The sequence below is a fragment of the Nisaea sp. genome (assembly GCF_017640745.1).
In the GTDB taxonomy this organism is placed as follows: Bacteria; Pseudomonadota; Alphaproteobacteria; order Thalassobaculales; family Thalassobaculaceae; genus Nisaea.
Map to the genome: position 1 here is coordinate 1 of NZ_JAEPQA010000049.1, position 16,220 is coordinate 16,220.

Annotated in this window: 15 protein-coding genes, 1 tRNA gene and 1 pseudogene; 2 read left to right on the forward strand and 15 right to left on the reverse strand. The window is 64.1% G+C overall.

Annotation, left to right across the window (positions count from 1 at the left end):
* Positions 1 to 449: 449 nt before the first annotated feature.
* The gene (locus JJ959_RS20475; RefSeq protein WP_292888108.1) at positions 450 to 950 is read left to right on the forward strand and encodes a hypothetical protein; all 501 of its coding nucleotides are present in this window, start codon (positions 450 to 452) and stop codon (positions 948 to 950) included.
* Positions 951 to 972: 22 nt separating this feature from the next.
* Here the strand turns inward: JJ959_RS20475 and JJ959_RS20480 are convergent, their stop codons facing one another.
* From JJ959_RS20480 to JJ959_RS20550, 15 genes are all read right to left on the reverse strand, one after another.
* A complete protein-coding gene (locus JJ959_RS20480; protein WP_292888111.1) occupies positions 973 to 1,413 on the reverse strand; it encodes a DUF1489 domain-containing protein in 441 nt (146 codons plus the stop codon).
* Positions 1,414 to 1,432: 19 nt separating this feature from the next.
* A complete protein-coding gene (locus tag JJ959_RS20485; RefSeq protein WP_292888114.1) occupies positions 1,433 to 2,827 on the reverse strand; it encodes an SLC13 family permease in 1,395 nt (464 codons plus the stop codon).
* Between the two features lie 73 nt (positions 2,828 to 2,900).
* The gene (locus JJ959_RS20490; protein WP_292888117.1) at positions 2,901 to 4,919 is read right to left on the reverse strand and encodes an acetyl-CoA carboxylase biotin carboxylase subunit; all 2,019 of its coding nucleotides are present in this window, start codon (positions 4,917 to 4,919) and stop codon (positions 2,901 to 2,903) included.
* Positions 4,916 to 5,725: an enoyl-CoA hydratase/isomerase family protein gene (locus JJ959_RS20495; RefSeq protein ID WP_292888119.1), complete on the reverse strand. Its 810-nt coding sequence runs from the start codon at positions 5,723 to 5,725 to the stop codon at positions 4,916 to 4,918. The genes JJ959_RS20490 and JJ959_RS20495 overlap by 4 nt, the downstream gene beginning before the upstream one ends.
* 4 nt (positions 5,726 to 5,729) lie before the next feature.
* Entirely contained in the window at positions 5,730 to 7,337 is a 1,608-nt protein-coding gene (locus JJ959_RS20500) for a carboxyl transferase domain-containing protein (RefSeq protein ID WP_292888122.1), read from the reverse strand.
* Positions 7,338 to 7,347: 10 nt separating this feature from the next.
* Positions 7,348 to 7,968 (reverse strand): 2-hydroxychromene-2-carboxylate isomerase, encoded by a 621-nt coding sequence (locus JJ959_RS20505; RefSeq protein WP_292888125.1) that lies wholly within the window; start codon positions 7,966 to 7,968, stop codon positions 7,348 to 7,350.
* A 28-nt stretch (positions 7,969 to 7,996) separates the two neighbouring features.
* The gene (locus JJ959_RS20510; RefSeq protein WP_292888128.1) at positions 7,997 to 8,671 is read right to left on the reverse strand and encodes an SDR family oxidoreductase; all 675 of its coding nucleotides are present in this window, start codon (positions 8,669 to 8,671) and stop codon (positions 7,997 to 7,999) included.
* A 12-nt stretch (positions 8,672 to 8,683) separates the two neighbouring features.
* Positions 8,684 to 9,088, reverse strand: a complete 405-nt coding sequence (locus tag JJ959_RS20515; protein ID WP_292888131.1) for a RidA family protein — start codon at positions 9,086 to 9,088, stop codon at positions 8,684 to 8,686.
* Between the two features lie 32 nt (positions 9,089 to 9,120).
* Positions 9,121 to 9,732, reverse strand: a complete 612-nt coding sequence (locus JJ959_RS20520) for a DNA-3-methyladenine glycosylase I (protein ID WP_292888134.1) — start codon at positions 9,730 to 9,732, stop codon at positions 9,121 to 9,123.
* A gap of 13 nt (positions 9,733 to 9,745) precedes the next feature.
* Positions 9,746 to 10,918, reverse strand: coding sequence for an isovaleryl-CoA dehydrogenase (locus tag JJ959_RS20525; RefSeq protein ID WP_292888137.1), 1,173 nt, complete (start codon positions 10,916 to 10,918; stop codon positions 9,746 to 9,748).
* 33 nt (positions 10,919 to 10,951) lie between these two features.
* Positions 10,952 to 11,413, reverse strand: coding sequence for a PaaI family thioesterase (locus tag JJ959_RS20530; RefSeq protein WP_292888140.1), 462 nt, complete (start codon positions 11,411 to 11,413; stop codon positions 10,952 to 10,954).
* A gap of 22 nt (positions 11,414 to 11,435) precedes the next feature.
* Complete coding sequence (locus JJ959_RS20535) at positions 11,436 to 11,828, reverse strand: MerR family DNA-binding transcriptional regulator (protein WP_292888143.1); 393 nt, start codon at positions 11,826 to 11,828, stop codon at positions 11,436 to 11,438.
* A gap of 45 nt (positions 11,829 to 11,873) precedes the next feature.
* On the reverse strand, positions 11,874 to 13,409 hold the full coding sequence (gene mgtE, locus JJ959_RS20540) for a magnesium transporter (protein WP_292888146.1): 1,536 nt from the start codon (positions 13,407 to 13,409) through the stop codon (positions 11,874 to 11,876).
* A 4-nt stretch (positions 13,410 to 13,413) separates the two neighbouring features.
* Positions 13,414 to 15,702, reverse strand: a complete 2,289-nt coding sequence (locus JJ959_RS20545; protein ID WP_292888149.1) for an NADP-dependent malic enzyme — start codon at positions 15,700 to 15,702, stop codon at positions 13,414 to 13,416.
* A gap of 112 nt (positions 15,703 to 15,814) precedes the next feature.
* Positions 15,815 to 15,901: transfer RNA gene (locus JJ959_RS20550), tRNA-Leu, on the reverse strand.
* Positions 15,902 to 16,027: 126 nt separating this feature from the next.
* Between JJ959_RS20550 and JJ959_RS20555 the strand changes: the two are divergent.
* Positions 16,028 to 16,220: pseudogene (locus tag JJ959_RS20555) on the forward strand (lipoate-protein ligase B); the annotation flags it as partial.

The window sequence follows — 16,220 nt, forward strand, 5'->3', positions numbered from 1 at the left end:
CATCTGATCGAAAACCGGCAAACCACATAAGGCCGCCGCCTGCGCATCCCTTTCCTATATCTACTATGTCAAAGAGCACTCCTCCGGAGAGGAGAGACAACGAAACCCTGTTCCGCCGAAGGGCGGCACTGGAAGATCCGCGTCTGTGGAAGCCGCTGTGGCGACGAACGCCTTGCGAAACCCGAATATAGGCGAGGCCGTCGGTGAATGCAAGCCCCTGAAGGAGGGACACGCGTTCGCGTCGGCGCCGCGAAGTGGGCCGGTGTATAGAACCTCCCGCAGAGACCTGTCAACAGCGAAAAAGCCTGACAGGTCATCTGATCGATGGCACAATATATAGCATAAATCCGGTTTATGAAAACATTCTGTGGGGTTTGCTCGGGTCTCCCGAACTTTCCTTGCGGAAATCAGGCGAAGGACGAAATCACATGCGCGACGGGCACCCTCCAATGGCAAGATTCGGTTCCATTCCGAAACTGCTGCTCGCCGCCGCCCTGACAGTCGCGCTCGGCGCCTGCAACGGCGTCTCTCTTCCCTCTTTCGGTCAGTCCGCCGCCACCGGCGAGCAGGTGAAGAAAGACGGCCTCGGATCCGGCTCGCAGCAGAACCGGGACGAAGGCCCGAAATTCGCCGAATTCCGGGACGTGCCCATCCCGGTGAACGCCGATATCGATTTCGACAATCTGCTGGTGCTCGGCGCCGAAGACGGCTGGATCGGCCGGCTCGCGCTCACCGTCGGGCACAAGATGCCGGACATGTATGCTTTCTACGAACGCGAGATGCCGCGATTCGGCTGGCGCAAGATCACCAGCGTCCGCTCTGCGATCAGCACCATGACCTACAGCCGCGGCGACCGGATCGCGACCGTCACGCTCTCCAGCCGAACGGTCGGCGGCACGGCGATCGACTTCACCGTCGCCCCGGCCAACCCGCTGGCGGAAAAGACCTGAGCCGAGGTCCGGACCGGCTAAATCAGAGAATTCCGAGGCGGCGCAGTTCTTCCTGCATCTCGGACGGCATGTCACCATCCACGCCTCCGCCCGAATCGTAGAGATCCTGCGGCGCGGCTGCCTCCTCCAGATAGCGCCAGCCCTGGAAAGCCCGGTGCGGGCGGGGGACGACGCGGACGACATCGAGATCCATCACGATGCCGCAGCGCGGGCGCCCGTCCTCGCTCTCGATTTCCTCCAGCCGGAGGATTCGCTGGCGCGCCCTCACCTGCCCCTTGATCACCCAGTAAAGCGACCCGCCTTCGAGGATTTCGTCCGCCCGCCGCGGAAAGGACCGCGTACGGTGCGTGCTGCAGGGTTCCGTTCCCGCCGATTCGGCCCGCAAACGCTGTTCGGCGCGGTATTGTTCGAGCTCCTCTACAGACTCGATCCCGACGCAAAGCTTGATCAGGTTGAGCGGCATGGCTGGTTCCCCGTCCCGCCTAATCGAACATGCCGAGCAGCCACCACCAGGCGAAGTCCAGCGGCAGGACGACCAGGACGGAGAGCAGCGCGAGCGCGAGGCAGGCACGCGCACCCGCCGCAAGCGGCACATTGCCGAGCTGCATACCGATCACGAAAGGCGGCACCTGGTAGGGCATGATCACGGTCGAGAAGCCGACCACGATCAGGTTCATCACATGAAAGAGCGGGAAACCGCTCGCCTCGGAAAGATCTCCGGCAAGCGGGGCCAGGACCGCCGGCACGGCCGGCATGGTCGAGATCATGCCGAGAAATGTGCCGAGCCCGGCGATTACCGCGAAGGCTTCGGCCGGATTGCCCGGCTGCAGCCCTTCGGCCGCGATCAGCTGCGCGCCGACCCAGGTCCCGAGACCGGACTGCGCGACCAGCGCCCCGACCGCAAGGATGCCCGCAATATAGATCAACGGATTGAGCGAGATCTTCTGGCGGTAGACATCGGCAGAGACCAGCCCCGTCACCGGCAGCAGGCAAAGCAGGCCCGCGCCAAGCGAGATCCAGGCGGGCGAAATGCCGTGCACCGCGTCCGTCGCCCAGAGCACAAGCGCCACCGCGAGATAGAGTGCCATCTTCTTCTCAGGCAGGCTCATCCCGGCCCAGGTGGGTCCCGTCTCGCCCGCTTCCTCGGCCTTCGGCTTCCCCTCCTCACCGAACATCCAGGTGAGGAAGACGGCGATGATCACCGCCTTCACGCCGCCCAGCACCGGGAAGTGCAGCAGCAGATAGTCGAAATAGCGGATCACCACGCCGTGCGACGTCTCGGCCGCACCGACAAGCACGTTGTTCGGAACGTTCGCCGGCAGCACGCCGACGGAGCAGAGATAGGAGGTGAGGATCATCGCCAGCACCATGCCGTGGCGCCCCTTTGTGCCGTCGGGATATCCAAGCCGGTCCGCCAGCGCGAGAACGATCGGCATCAGCAGCACGATTCGCGACAGTGTCGAGGGCATCAGGAAGATCAGCACCACCGAGACCGTCACGATACCGGCGATCACCGCGCCATACCCCCCGGAGATCCGCGCCGTGATAGACCTCGCGAGACGCTTGCCGAGCCCGGTCACGTCAACCGCGGCGCCGATGATCAAGCCGCCGAAGACAAGCCAGAAGGCCCCCGAGGCGAAGCCGGAAAACACCGTCGGGGCCGGCGCGATGGAGAACACCATGGCGAGGAAGAAGAGCAGCATCGCCACCAGATGCTCGGCGATCGCGCCCGTCGCCCAGAGGCCGATGCAGAGCACGACGAGGGCGCCGGACGGCGCCGCTCCCGGCGGCATGCCTGCGGGCGGCAGGAAGGCCAGCCAGGCGCTGAGCGCCAGGACCGGCAAAAGGATCAGGTGGCGGGGCTCGAAACTCGGCATCGCAGGGATCTATCCAACTCGCAACTCGGGACGACAGGAAAACCGGCCGCGCGGCCGGTCCCGTGCCGGCAGCTCAGCCCTCGGCGCCCTTCTCGAAGAGGAGCAGGTCCGCTCCCTCCTCGACCTGGTCGCCGGCCGCAAAATGAAGCGCCGCGACCACGCCGTCGTCCGGCGCGCGGATCACATGCTCCATCTTCATCGCCTCGAGCACCATAAGCGGGTCACCCTTGGCGACATGCGCGCCCACAGCCACCTGCACCGCGATCAGCTTGCCCGGCATGGGTGCCGAAACGTGGCCGGAATCCTCGCCCGCATCGGCGCCGGAGGCCAGTGCGGATTTCAAAAGATAGCGGTGCGCCGCGCCGCCGGAAAAGACCGTCACGCTCTCGCCGTCCGCCCGCACCTCGCCGTCGAACGGAACGCCGTCGACCCGAACCCTCATGTCGCCGCCTTCATCCGGGTCTACATGCACGAGAACCGGGCCGCCGCCGTCCTCGAAACGGCAACCGCCGGATTCAAGGTGGTACTCAAGTGCGAATTCCTCCCCACCCGACAAGAGCACAATCCGGTGCAAGGGCGAGTCGTTGAGCCGCCAGCCATGGGCCATCGCCCAGGGTGAGAACGGGTCGCGGCTCCGGCGCGCATCCTCCAGCGCCTTCCGCCGCTGCGTCTCGAGCAGCGAAGTGGCGGCGATCCGATGCAGGCTTGCGGGATCTCCCGCCTCGGAGCCGAGTTCCTCGCCGTAGCGTTCGATGAAGCGGGTATCGACCTCGCCCGCGAGAAAGGCCGGGTGCTCCACGATCCGCTTCAGATAACCGGCATTGTTCGCCAAACCGTCGATCTGGGTCGCGCCGAGCGCACGGGCCAGCAGGCGGAGCGCCTCCGTCCGGTCCGCGCCATAGGCAATGAGCTTGGCGATCATAGGATCGTAATGGACCGAGACCGAGTCACCCTCGACGACACCGCTGTCGATGCGGATCCCGGTGCCCGCCTCGGGAAAACCGAGGCGCGTCAGGGTGCCGGTCTGCGGCAGGAAATCGCGGGCCGGATCCTCGGCATAGAGCCGGACCTCGACCGCATGCCCATTGCGGCGGATCGCCTCCTGCAGGAGCGGCAGCGGATGCCCCTCGGCGACGCGGAGCTGCCAGGCGACGAGATCCTGCCCGGTGATCATCTCCGTGACCGGATGCTCGACCTGCAGGCGGGTGTTCATCTCCATGAAATAGAAGCCGCCGTCCTCGTCCATGATGAACTCGACGGTGCCGGCACCGACATAGTCGATCGCCGTCGCCGCATTCACCGCCGCCTCCGCCATCGCGACGCGGACCTCTTCTGCAAGGCCCGGCGCCGGCGCCTCCTCCACCACCTTCTGGTGGCGGCGCTGCACCGAGCAGTCGCGCTCGAAAAGGTGGACGACATTGCCCAGCCGGTCGGCGAAGACCTGCATTTCCACGTGGCGCGGGCGGGTGAGATATTTCTCGATCAGCAACCGGTCGTCGCCGAAGGCGGCAGCCGCCTCGCGCTTCGCCGCGGCGATCGCGGACTCCAGATCCTTCTCAGCCTCGACCACGCGCATGCCCTTGCCGCCGCCGCCGGCACTCGCCTTCAGCAGGACCGGAAAACCGATCTCCGAGGCCGCTTTCTTCAGTATCGACAGATCCTGGTCCGCGCCGTGATAGCCTGGCACCAGCGGCACGCCGGCCTTCGCCATGATTTCCTTCGCCGCGGCTTTCGAGCCCATGGCTTCGATCGCGGGAACGTCCGGGCCGACGAAGATGATCCCCGCTTCGGCGCAGGCTTTCGCGAAAGCCGCATTCTCCGAGAGAAAACCGTAACCGGGATGGATCGCATCCGCCCCGGCGCGCTTCGCAGTTTCGATCAGGCGCGGAATGTCGAGATAGGACTTCGCCGCCTCGGCCGGACCGATCGGATAGGCGGTGTCGGCGGACTTCACATGCAGCGCGTCCGCGTCCGCCTCCGAATAAACGGCAACGGTACGAATCCCGAGGCTCTTCGCGGTCCGGGCGATACGGCAGGCGATCTCGCCGCGATTGGCGATCAGCAGGGTACGAATGGTCCGGATGCCGCTCATCGGGAGATCCAGTTCGGCTTGCGTTTCTCCAGGAAAGCGGCAAGTCCTTCGCGGCCTTCCGCGGAAGCGCGCTGATGCGCGATGCGTTGCGCGGCCTCCCGGCGCGTGGTGTCGTCCAGTTCGCGGCCGGCGATCTCGCGAAGCAGCGCCTTCGAAGCACGCATCGCGTCCGGGCCGGATTTCAGGATCTCGCCGACCATTTTCTCGACCGCATCGTCCAGCTTTTCCTGTGGATGGACCGCATGGACGATTCCGATGCGCTGCGCCTCGGCCGCCCCGATCCGCTCGCCGGTCTGGAACCAGCGGTGCGCCTCGCGCACGCCGATCGCCTGGATAACATAGGGACTGATCACCCCCGGAATGATGCCGAGCCGGACTTCGGACAGGGCGAAGCTCGCGCTTTCCGAAGCCACCGCGATATCGCAACAGGTGCAGAGGCCGAAACCGCCTCCCATCGCCGTCCCGTTCACCTTGGCGATGGTGGTCATCGGAAGGCTGTAGAGCGCGTCCATCATGTTCGAGAACCGCATCGCGTCCTCGAAATTGTCGTGCTCGCTATGATGCGCCGCCCGCTTCATCCAGTTGAGGTCGCCGCCCGCCGAGAAGCTGCTCCCGGCTCCGGTCAGGATCAGAGCGCGGACGTCGTCGCGCCCCGCCATGGCGCGGAACAGCGCATGGAGATCCCTGATCAGGATCTCGTCGAAGGCGTTGTGGATTTCGGGCCGGTTCAGCGTGACGGTGACGATCCCTGCCGCATCCTCGACAAGCAGGCTCTCCGGCCGTTCCAATCTGTACTGGGTCTGCATGGACCTACATCCTGAAGATGCCGAACTTCGTCGGCTCGATCTCGCGGTTGAGCGAGGCGGAAATGGAAAGGCCGAGAACGGTGCGGGTATCGGCCGGATCGATGATGCCGTCGTCCCAGAGCCGGGCGCTCGCATAGTAGGGATGCCCCTGGGTCTCGTACTGCTCGCGGATCGGCGCCTTGAAGGCTTCCTCCTCGGCTTCGGGCCAGCTCTCTCCCTTGGCCTCGAGACCGTCGCGGCGTACCTGCGCCAGCACGTTCGCCGCCTGCTCGCCGCCCATCACCGAGATCCGGGCGTTCGGCCACATGTAGAGCATGCGCGGGGAATAGGCGCGGCCGCACATGCCGTAGTTCCCGGCCCCGAAGGATCCGCCGATGATGACCGTGAATTTCGGCACCTTCGCGGAGGCGACGGCGGTCACCAGCTTCGCACCGTCCTTGGCAATCCCGCCGGACTCGTATTTTCGCCCGACCATGAAGCCGGTGATGTTCTGCAGGAAGACGAGCGGGATGCCGCGCTGGCAACAGAGCTCTACGAAATGCGCGCCCTTCAGCGAGGATTCCGAAAAGAGGATGCCGTTATTGGCAACGATGCCGACCGGGTAGCCCCAGAGATGGGCAAAGCCGGTCACAAGCGTGGTGCCGTAGAGTGGCTTGAACTCGTCGAATTCGGAGCCGTCGACGATCCGGGCGATGATCTCGCGCACGTCGAACGGCTTGCGGCTGTCCTCGGAGACGACGCCGTAGATATCCTCCGCATCGTAGAGCGGTTCGACCGGCTCGCGGATGGCGATGTTGGGATTCTTCAGCCGGTTCAGGTTGCCGACGATCCGGCGCGCGATACCGAGCGCGTGGGTATCGTCGTTGGCGATATGGTCGGTGACACCGGAGATCCGGGAATGCACGTCGGCGCCGCCGAGATCCTCGGCACTCACCACCTCGCCGGTCGCGGCCTTCACCAAGGGCGGGCCGCCGAGAAAGATGGTGCCCTGCTCCTTCACGATGATGCTCTCGTCCGACATCGCGGGGACGTAGGCGCCACCCGCCGTGCAGGACCCCATCACCACCGCGATCTGCGGGATGCCGTCGGCCGACATATTGGCCTGGTTGTAGAAAATACGGCCGAAATGGTCCCGATCCGGGAAGACCTCATCCTGCGCCGGAAGAAAGGCGCCGCCGGAATCCACCAGATAGATACAGGGCAACCGGTTCTGCCAGGCAATCTCCTGCGCCCGCAGATGCTTCTTCACCGTCATCGGGAAATAGGTGCCGCCCTTCACCGTCGCGTCGTTGGCGACGATCATCACCTCCTGCCCCATGACCCGGCCGATGCCGGTCAGGATCCCCGCCGACGCGATATCGCCGGAATACATGCCATGCGCCGCGAGTTGGGAAAGCTCGAGCCAGGGAGCGCCCGGATCGAGCAGCGTGCGAATCCGTTCCCGCGGCAGCAGCTTGCCACGCGCGACATGGCGCTCACGGCTGGACGCGCCGCCGCCTTCCTTGGCGACGGCCACCTGCGCCTGCAGGTCGGCAACGAGCGCCCGCATGTGATCCGCGTTGCGGCGGAAGGTTTCGTCACGGCTGTTGAGCGCCGATGTGAAAACGGTCATTTGAGAGGTCCTACCAGCCGCCGGTGCTGAGCCAGTGTTCGAGATGGTCGATCCGGTCTGCGCCCCAGAACGGCTCGCCGTCGACGATGAAGAACGGCGCACCGCAGACACCGGCGGCAATTGAGGCGTCCACCTCCGTCTTCAGCTTTTCCTTCACGTCCGGATCGTTCAGTGCCGCCTTCAGATCCTCGGGATCGACGCCGTTCTCCGCCGCGATTTCGAGAACCGCCTCGGCGCTGTTGATTGCCTTCGCCTCCTGGAAGGCCGCGTTGAACAAGGCGAGCGCGACCGTCTGCGCCAGCGCCTCGTCCTTGCCTTTCAGCCACCAGACCGCACGGGCCGCGGCGACGGAGAGGAACGGGAAGCTCTCCGGCATTTCCATCGGCAACCCCATCAGGCGGGCGCAACGCGCGAGATCCCGGCGGGCATATTCGCCCTTCAGCGGCTGGTCCATCAGAGGCTTGTTGCCGTTCAGCTTGAACACCGCACCGAGCAGCGTCGGCCTCCAGTCGACCTCGCGACCATAAAGCTTGGCCACATCGTTGATCTTGTTCGCCGCCAGATAGGCGAAGGGCGAGGAGAAATCGAAATAGAAGAGGATAGGATCCCCGCCGGTCTCGCTGTCGGTCATTGTTTCGCTCCCTTGTGGCCGGCGCCGCTCACCACGGCAGCACGGCTCCGTCGTAATTGTAGAAACACCCGTTATCCGAGGCCTTCGCTCCGTCGAGCACGGATTTGATTCCGGCCGCGCTCTCGGTCGGCAGAACCGGCGCCGACGGGCCGCCCATATCGGTGCGGACATGGCCCGGGTGGATCATCACTGCGACCAGGCCTTTCGCCCCGAACTCCATCGAGAGGCATTTGACCGCCATGTTCAGCGCCGTCTTGGAAGAACGGTACATGTACGAGCCGCCCGTGCACTCGGCGATGGAGCCCATCATCGAACTGACGAACGCCATCTGTTTGCGCTCACTCGCCAGCACATTATCCATCAGAGCATCGCAGACCCGCATCGGACCGAAGACATTCGCATCCATTGTCTTCGCCCAATTGCCGTAATCGATCTCCGCCAGGGTCCCGCCCCGGTAATTGACGCCGGCATTGTTCAGCAGGAGATCGATCTTCCGGCCCTGCAATGCCTTCGCAAGAGCCGCGACACTCGCATCATCGGTGACGTCGAGCGCGTGGATCTCCACCCCGCCGATGGCTTTCAGCTCGGAGGCCGCGTCAGGCCGGCGACAGGTACCGATGACGTCCCAGCTATCCGAGGCATAGGCCCGCGCAAGCTCGAGACCGATACCCCGGTTCGCACCCGTGATCAGAACAGTCGGCATTTTGCATCTCCCTCAGCGTTCGTTGCCCTGCGGCCGGTAGACGGTCTTTGCCGTAACCTCGACCTCGACGCGCATCTGCTCTTCGGCCAGATCGCAGATGATCGTGGTGTTCGCCGGCCGCGCCGCGTCGCAATATTTCTTGATGATCGGCTTGATCCGGTCGAACTCCTCCCGGCTGGCGACATAGACCCGGACCCGAAGCAGGTTGTCGAGATGGCTGTCCGCCTGAACAAGCGCACGCTGGATATTGTGGAAGCAGAGCTCCGTCTGCTCTTCCACGCTGTCCGGGAAGCTCATGGTCTCCGGATTGAAACCGGTGGTTCCCGAGACATAGACCATGTTGCCGTCGACGACGGCACGGGCGTAGCCGGCCATTTCTTCGAAGGGCGATCCGGAATAGATGCGTCTGCCGATCATGTGCGCTCCCTGACAGTAAGGCTTCTCAGCCGTTACCGTCTCTCTCCCACAGTGACGTGGCAACCCTCGACATGATCGTCGACCATGCCCATGGCCTGCATGAATGCATAACAGGTAGTGGGGCCGACGAAGCTCCAGCCGCGCTTTTTCAGGTCCTTCGAGAGCGCCGTCGATTCCGGCGACATCGTGATCTGCCGAAGTGTCGGAAAATCTAGCCGCCCCGGCCCGCGGTCGTCTGCCCGGAACCGCCAGACATAGTCGGAAAGCGAGCCCTCCTTCTCGATCAGCTCGATCGCCCGGCGCGCGTTGTTGATCGTCGAGACGATCTTGCCGCGATGGCGGATGATCCCGGCATCCTGCACGCAACGCTCGATGTCGGCATCCCCGAACGTGGCCACTTTCTCGATCTCAAAATTCGCGAAGGCGGCGCGGAAATTCTCCCGCTTGCGCAGGATGGTCAGCCAGGAGAGACCGGACTGGAAGCCCTCGAGGCAGATCTTCTCGAAGAGGGTGCGGTCGTCCCGCACCCGCTGCCCCCATTCGGTGTCGTGGTAATGGCGGTAGAGATCGTCGCCGGCGCACCACCAGCAGCGGGGCTTGCCGTCCGCCTCCCGGATCAGACCGTTCTCGTGTTCGATGGCCACGCGGCCCTCCCCGTCAGGCGGTTTCCTTGAACAGTTCGCGGCCGATCAGCATGCGGCGGATCTCGCTCGTTCCGGCACCGATCTCGTAAAGTTTGGCGTCGCGCAGCAGGCGGCCGGTCGCGGTCTCGTTGATATAGCCCGTACCGCCGAGGCACTGGATCGCCTCCAGCGCCATCCATGTCGCCTTTTCAGCCGCGTAGAGGATCGCGCCGGCAGCGTCCTTGCGCGTCACCTCGCCCCGGTCGCAGGCCTTGGCGACGGCATAGACGTAGGCCTTGGCGGAATTCATCGTCACGTACATGTCGGCGATCTTGCCCTGCATGAGCTGGAACTCGCCGATCGGCTTGCCGAACTGCTTACGCTCGTGGATGTAGGGCACGACGATGTCCATGCAGGCCTGCATGATGCCGAGCGAACCCGCGGCCAGCACCGCGCGCTCGTAATCAAGGCCACTCATCAGCACCCGTACGCCGCCATTCAGCTTGCCGAGAACGTTCTCCACCGGAACCTCGCAATCCTCAAAGACCAGCTCGCAGGTGTTCGAGCCGCGCATGCCGAGCTTGTCCAGCTTCTGCGCAGTCGAGAAGCCCTTGAAGCCCTTCTCGATCAGGAAAGCGGTGATGCCGTGCTGGTGCGCGTCGGGATCGGTCTTGGCATAGACCACCAGCGTGTCGGCATCGGGGCCGTTGGTGATCCACATCTTGTTGCCGTTGAGGACGTAGCGGTCGCCCTTCTTCACGGCGCGCAGCTTCATCGAGACGACATCGGACCCTGCTCCGGGCTCACTCATCGCCAGCGCTCCGACATTCTCGCCGGAAATCAGTTTCGGCAGATATTTCCGCTTCTGCTCCTCGGTTCCGTTCAGGCGGATCTGGTTAACGCAGAGATTGGAATGGGCGCCGTAGCTGAGGCCGACCGAGGCCGAGGCGCGGCTGATCTCCTCCATGGCGACGGAATGCTCAAGATACCCCATCCCGGCGCCGCCATATTCCTCGTCGACCGTGACGCCGAGCACGCCGAGATTGCCGAGTTTCGGCCAGAGATCCATGGGGAACTCGTTCGTCCGGTCGATATCCGCGGCGCGCGGCGCGATCTCGTCCGCGGAAAAGGAGCGCACCGCATCGCGCAGCATGTCCGCGGTCTCGCCCAGATCGTAATTCAGGGACGGAATGTCGTTCGGGATCATCCTCTGTTTCCTCCGCTGCGGATCTCTGTCCGCTCAATAGACATTGGGGCCATCGTCGCGGCCATGCATCAGCATCAGGGTACCGAGCGCGGTGGCGACCAGCTTCTCGGCCCCGCCCTTGACGACGTAGATATCGGCCTGACAGACAACCAGCGAGCGCCCCGGACGGACGACCTTCGCCCGCGCCGCCAGCCGCTCGCCGTCGCCGGGCGAGACGATGTTCATCTTGTATTCGACGGTGAGAATGCTGGCATCGGCGGGGGCGAGCGTAAAGGCGGCATAGCCGCAGGCATTGTCCGCCAGCGTCCCGATCACGCCGCCATGGAAGAAACCGTGCTGCTGCGTCAGTTCCTCACGGTACGGCAGCACGATCTCGCAGCTCCCGGCCGTCACGTCCGTGAGTTCGGCGCCGATATGCGTCATGAAAGCCTGCCGGGCGAAACTCTCGCGCACGCGGGAAGCAAAATCAGGGTTTGGGGTCCGGAGCGCGTTCATCGTTCCCTCATTGACGTTAACGTCAATGATTTCCGCCTTTCGAAAGATCCGTCAATGTCTGAATGCAGCTTTCCTCGACGGCATCAAGTTCGTCGAGGATGGCGGTGAGCTCACGGACCTGCTCCTGCAGCCTCGCGCGCCGCGCGCGCAGCTTGCCGAGGAGCAGCAGGATCTGCCGTTCTTCCCCGCGCTCGGCGTCGTAAAGATCGATGATTTCCCGGATTTCCTCGAGCGCAAGTCCCAGCCTCCGCCCACGCGCGATGAGCCCGAGCCGCACCCGGTCGCGCTGGCTGAAGATCCGCGTACGGCCGCGGCGCGACGGCGCGATCAATCCCATGGACTCGTAATGGCGGATCGCCCTGGTGGTCAGGTCGAATTCGCGCGCAAGATCCGCCGTGGTGATTTCCTTCAGCATGGAGGAAAGCAAATCACCGATTGACGTTTACGTCAATGGAAGCGGCTACATGAGGAAGACGGCAGCGAGTCCGAGGAAGGTGAAGAACCCGACCACGTCCGTCACCGTGGTGAGGAACACGGTCGAGGCCACGGCCGGGTCGATCTTGAAGCGCTCCAGCGTGATCGGGATCAACGTCCCGGAAAGCCCGGCAACGAAGAGATTGATCAGCATGGCAATGGCGAGGACCGCGGCAATCTGGGGATCGCCGAACCAGGCCCAGCAGACAGCGGCGGCGATGAGCGCGAACATGATCCCGTTCAGAGAGCCCACCGTCATTTCCTTCAGCACGAATTTGAGCGCGTTGGTCGAGCTCAGCTCGCGCATGGAGAGTGCGCGCACGGCAACGGTCAGGGTCTGGGTGCCCGCATTTCCGCCCATCGAGGCGACGATCGGCATCAGGACCGCGAGCGCCACGATCTTCTCGATCGTGGTCTCGAACGCGCCGATGACGCCGGAGGCGACGACGGCGGTGACAAGGTTCACCGCGAGCCAGGAGAAGCGGCTGCGCGTCGTACTAAAGAGGCTGCCGTGCAGGTCGTCGTTCGCAACACCGCCGAGGCGCAGGATGTCCTCCTCCGCCTCCTCGCTCATGACGTCGACCACGTCATCGACCGTGATCATGCCGAGCAGCCGGTCGTTCGCGTCGATCACGGGCGCCGAGACGAGACCGTACTGGCGGAACAGCAGCGCGACGTCCTCCTGGTCCATCACCACCGGAACCCGGTGAAAATCGGTCTGCATGATGTCCTCGACCAGCACGGGCCGCTTGCTTCGCAGCAGACGACTCAGAGACAGCTTGCCGAGCGGCCTGCGCGCGGGATCGATGACGAAGATGTCGTAGAAGGAATTCGGCAACGCCGCGTTTGTGCGCAGAAAATCGATGGTCTGGCCGACCGTCCAGTGCTCCGGCACGGTCACCAGTTCACGCTGCATCAGGCGACCGGCGGATTCCTCCTCGTAAGTGAGACCCTCTTCGACGATCGCTCGGTCGCGCTCCGGCAGGGCGTTGAGCAGCCGCGCCTGATCCGCTTCGTCGAGCTCACCGAGAATCCCGACCGCATCATCCGATTCGAGTTTCTGGAAAGCGGCCCGGAGGACCTCTTCGTCGAGCAGCGGAATGACTTCCTCGCGCACCCGGTCGTCGAGATAGGTCAGGGTCTCCGGGTCGAAATAGCGCCCGAGCACCGTCACCAGCCGTTCACGCGCCTTGCCCGAATAGCGCTCGATCAGGTCTGCATGGTCGGCGGCGTGCAAAGGGCGGACAAGTCGATAGAGCTGACGCGGATTGTCCTCGGACAGGGCCTGTGCGACTTCACGCTCAAGTTCCGGGGTCAGACCATAGAGCTTCGAGGCCGCAACGCTGTCATAGACCGCGAGTTCCTGTTCGAGGTGCCGGATCTTGCGCTTCAGTTTCTTCTGCTTGCGCTTCGCCCGGCGCGCTTTCTCGGCCTTCTGACCGGCGGTGGTCGGTTTTCCGGATTCGGTCGCGGCCACGGACTCGTCCGGCGTCTCCGGTCCGTTCGGGCTGTCGACCGCCATGGCGCTATCCCTTTCTGGCGCGTGCGTTGTGATGGGCCTGCGCATCGACGACCGCGACGGTCGCCAGGTTCACGATCCCGCGCACCGTGACCGACGAGGTCAGGATATGCATCGGATAGGCCGTCCCGAGCAGCATCGGCCCGACGGAAAGCCCCCGCCCGAGCGTCTTCAGCAGGTTGAACGAGATGTTCGCCGCATCGATGTTCGGCATGACGAGCAGGTTCGCGGCGCCGGTAAGACCCGCTTTCGGGAAGGCGCGCTCCCGGATCGATTCGGACATCGCGGCATCGGCATGCATCTCACCCTCGATCTCGATATCCGGATAGGCCTTCTTCAGGGCGGCGACGGACTCTCGCATGCGGACCGCCGATTCCAGGTTCGAGGAGCCGAAATTGGAATGGGACAGCAGCGCCACCTTCGGTTCGATCCCGAAGCTGCGGACTTCCGTCACAGCGAGCCCGACCATCTCGATCAGATCGGACTCCGACGGCTTCGGATTGACATGCGTGTCGAGAATGAAGACCGGCCCCTGCGGCATGATCAGGAGACTCAGCGCCGCGCAGCGATGCACGCCGGGACGCGGCCCGATCACGTCGATGACCTCGACCAGATGGTCCCGCCAGCGGCCGATCGCGCCGCAGATACCGGCATCCGCTTCGCCGCGGCAAACCATGACCGACGAGATCGCCGTCGGCCGGTTCCGCATGATCTGGCGCGCCCGATCCGGCGAAACCCCTCTGCGCGCCATCATGTCGTGATAGGTGTCCGCAAAGCTGTCGAGCCGGTCGTCGTTCTGCATATCGACGATCTCGATATCCACGCCCGGCTTCATCCTGAGATGCAGTTCCTCGATCTTCTGGGCGATCACAGCGCCCCGGCCGATCAGGATCGGCCGGGCGATTCCCTCGTCGAGCACCGTCTGGGCCGCACGCAGGATGCGGTCCTCTTCCCCTTCGGCGAACGCCACCCGCTTCGGGTCCTTTTTCGCCGCGAGCGCCATCGGGCGCATGACCTGACCCGAGCGATAGACGAACTGGCTGAGCTTCTCTTGGTACCAGTCGAAATCCTCAAGCGGCATGGTCGCGACGCCGCTGTCCATCGCCGCCTTCGCGACGCGGGGGGCGATTTCAAGAATCAGGCGCGGATCGAACGGCTTCGGGATCAGATATTCCGGCCCGAAGGACGGCGCCTCGCCGCCATAGGCGCTCACGACCACGTCCGAGGCCTCCTGCTGGGCCAGATCGGCAATCGCCTCGACCGCGGCGATTTTCATTTCCTCGTTGATCGTCGTTGCGCCGACATCCAGGGCGCCGCGGAAGATGTAAGGGAAACAGAGAACGTTGTTCACCTGATTCGGATAGTCTGAGCGGCCGGTGCAGATCACCGCATCGGGACGCACCTCGCGGACATCTTCCGGCGTGATTTCCGGATCGGGATTGGCGAGCGCGAGAACCAGCGGCTTCGGCGCCATCTTCTTGACCATGTCCTGCTTCAGGACGCCCGGCGCCGAAAGACCGAGGAACACGTCGGCACCGTCGATCACCTCGCCAAGCTTGCGGGCCTCAGTCTCCCGGGCGAAGGGCTCCAGATGCGGGTTCATCGCGGAGCGGCCCTTGTAGACCACGCCGTCGATGTCGGTGACGAAGATGTTCTCGTACTTGACCCCCATGGTCACCAGCAGCTTCAGGCAGGCCAGCGCGGCGGCGCCGGCGCCGGAGGTGACCAGCTTGATGTCTTCCATCTTCTTGTCGACGCAGCGCAGGCCGCTCAGAATCGCCGCCGCGACGATGATCGCGGTGCCGTGCTGATCGTCATGGAAGACAGGAATGTTCATCCGGGCACGGAGCTTCTCCTCGATCTCGAAGCATTCCGGGGCCTTGATGTCCTCGAGGTTGATGCCCCCGAAAGTCGGCTCGAGCGCCGCGACGACATCGCAGAACTTGTCGACTTCCAGCGCATCGACCTCAAGGTCGAAAACGTCGATATAGGCGAATTTCTTGAACAGGACCGCCTTGCCTTCCATCACCGGCTTGGAGGCGAGCGGGCCGATATTGCCAAGACCGAGCACGGCGGTACCATTGGTGACCACGGCGACGAGGTTGCCGCGGGCGGTCAGGTTCCGGACTTCTGAGGGATCCTCTGCAATCGCGGTGCAGGCATAGGCCACGCCCGGAGAATAGGCGAGCGAGAGATCGCGCTGCGTGGCCAGAGGTTTGGTCGCCTCGACCGTCAGCTTTCCGGGCCTCGGGTGCTTGTGGAAATAGAGTGCTGCTTCCTTCAGTCCTTCAGCCACAATGGCTCTCCCCGATCAGGTCTGCATCGCCATTGGATAGCCGCCAACGGCCGCGAACGCCACAGCAGAAATGGCGCCCGGAGGCGATTAAGTCATTATGATCAGAGAGAGATGGTGCGGTCGAGAAGACTCGAACTTCCACCCGTGTTACCGGACAGCGACCTCAACGCTGCGCGTCTACCAATTCCGCCACGACCGCACGATATATGGCTTCTGAAGGCTTGCGCCCTCGGGATGCGGGGGAGTAGCAAATCCCTCGGAGCTGATCAAGTGGCATTATGCTGAAAAAGTTGATCGAACGAAAAAATTACCTTCTGCGGGACGAATGAGCATCATGGACATTGAATGGCGGGTATCGGACCGGCCGGTTGCCTACCCGGAGGCAGTGGCGGAAATGGAAGCCCGCGCCGCGGCGATCCGCGACGGCAGTGCCCCGGAGCTGGTCTGGCTGCTTGAACACCCACCGCTATACACCGCCGGCACCAGCGCCAACGCCGCCGACCTCCTGCAGCCGGACC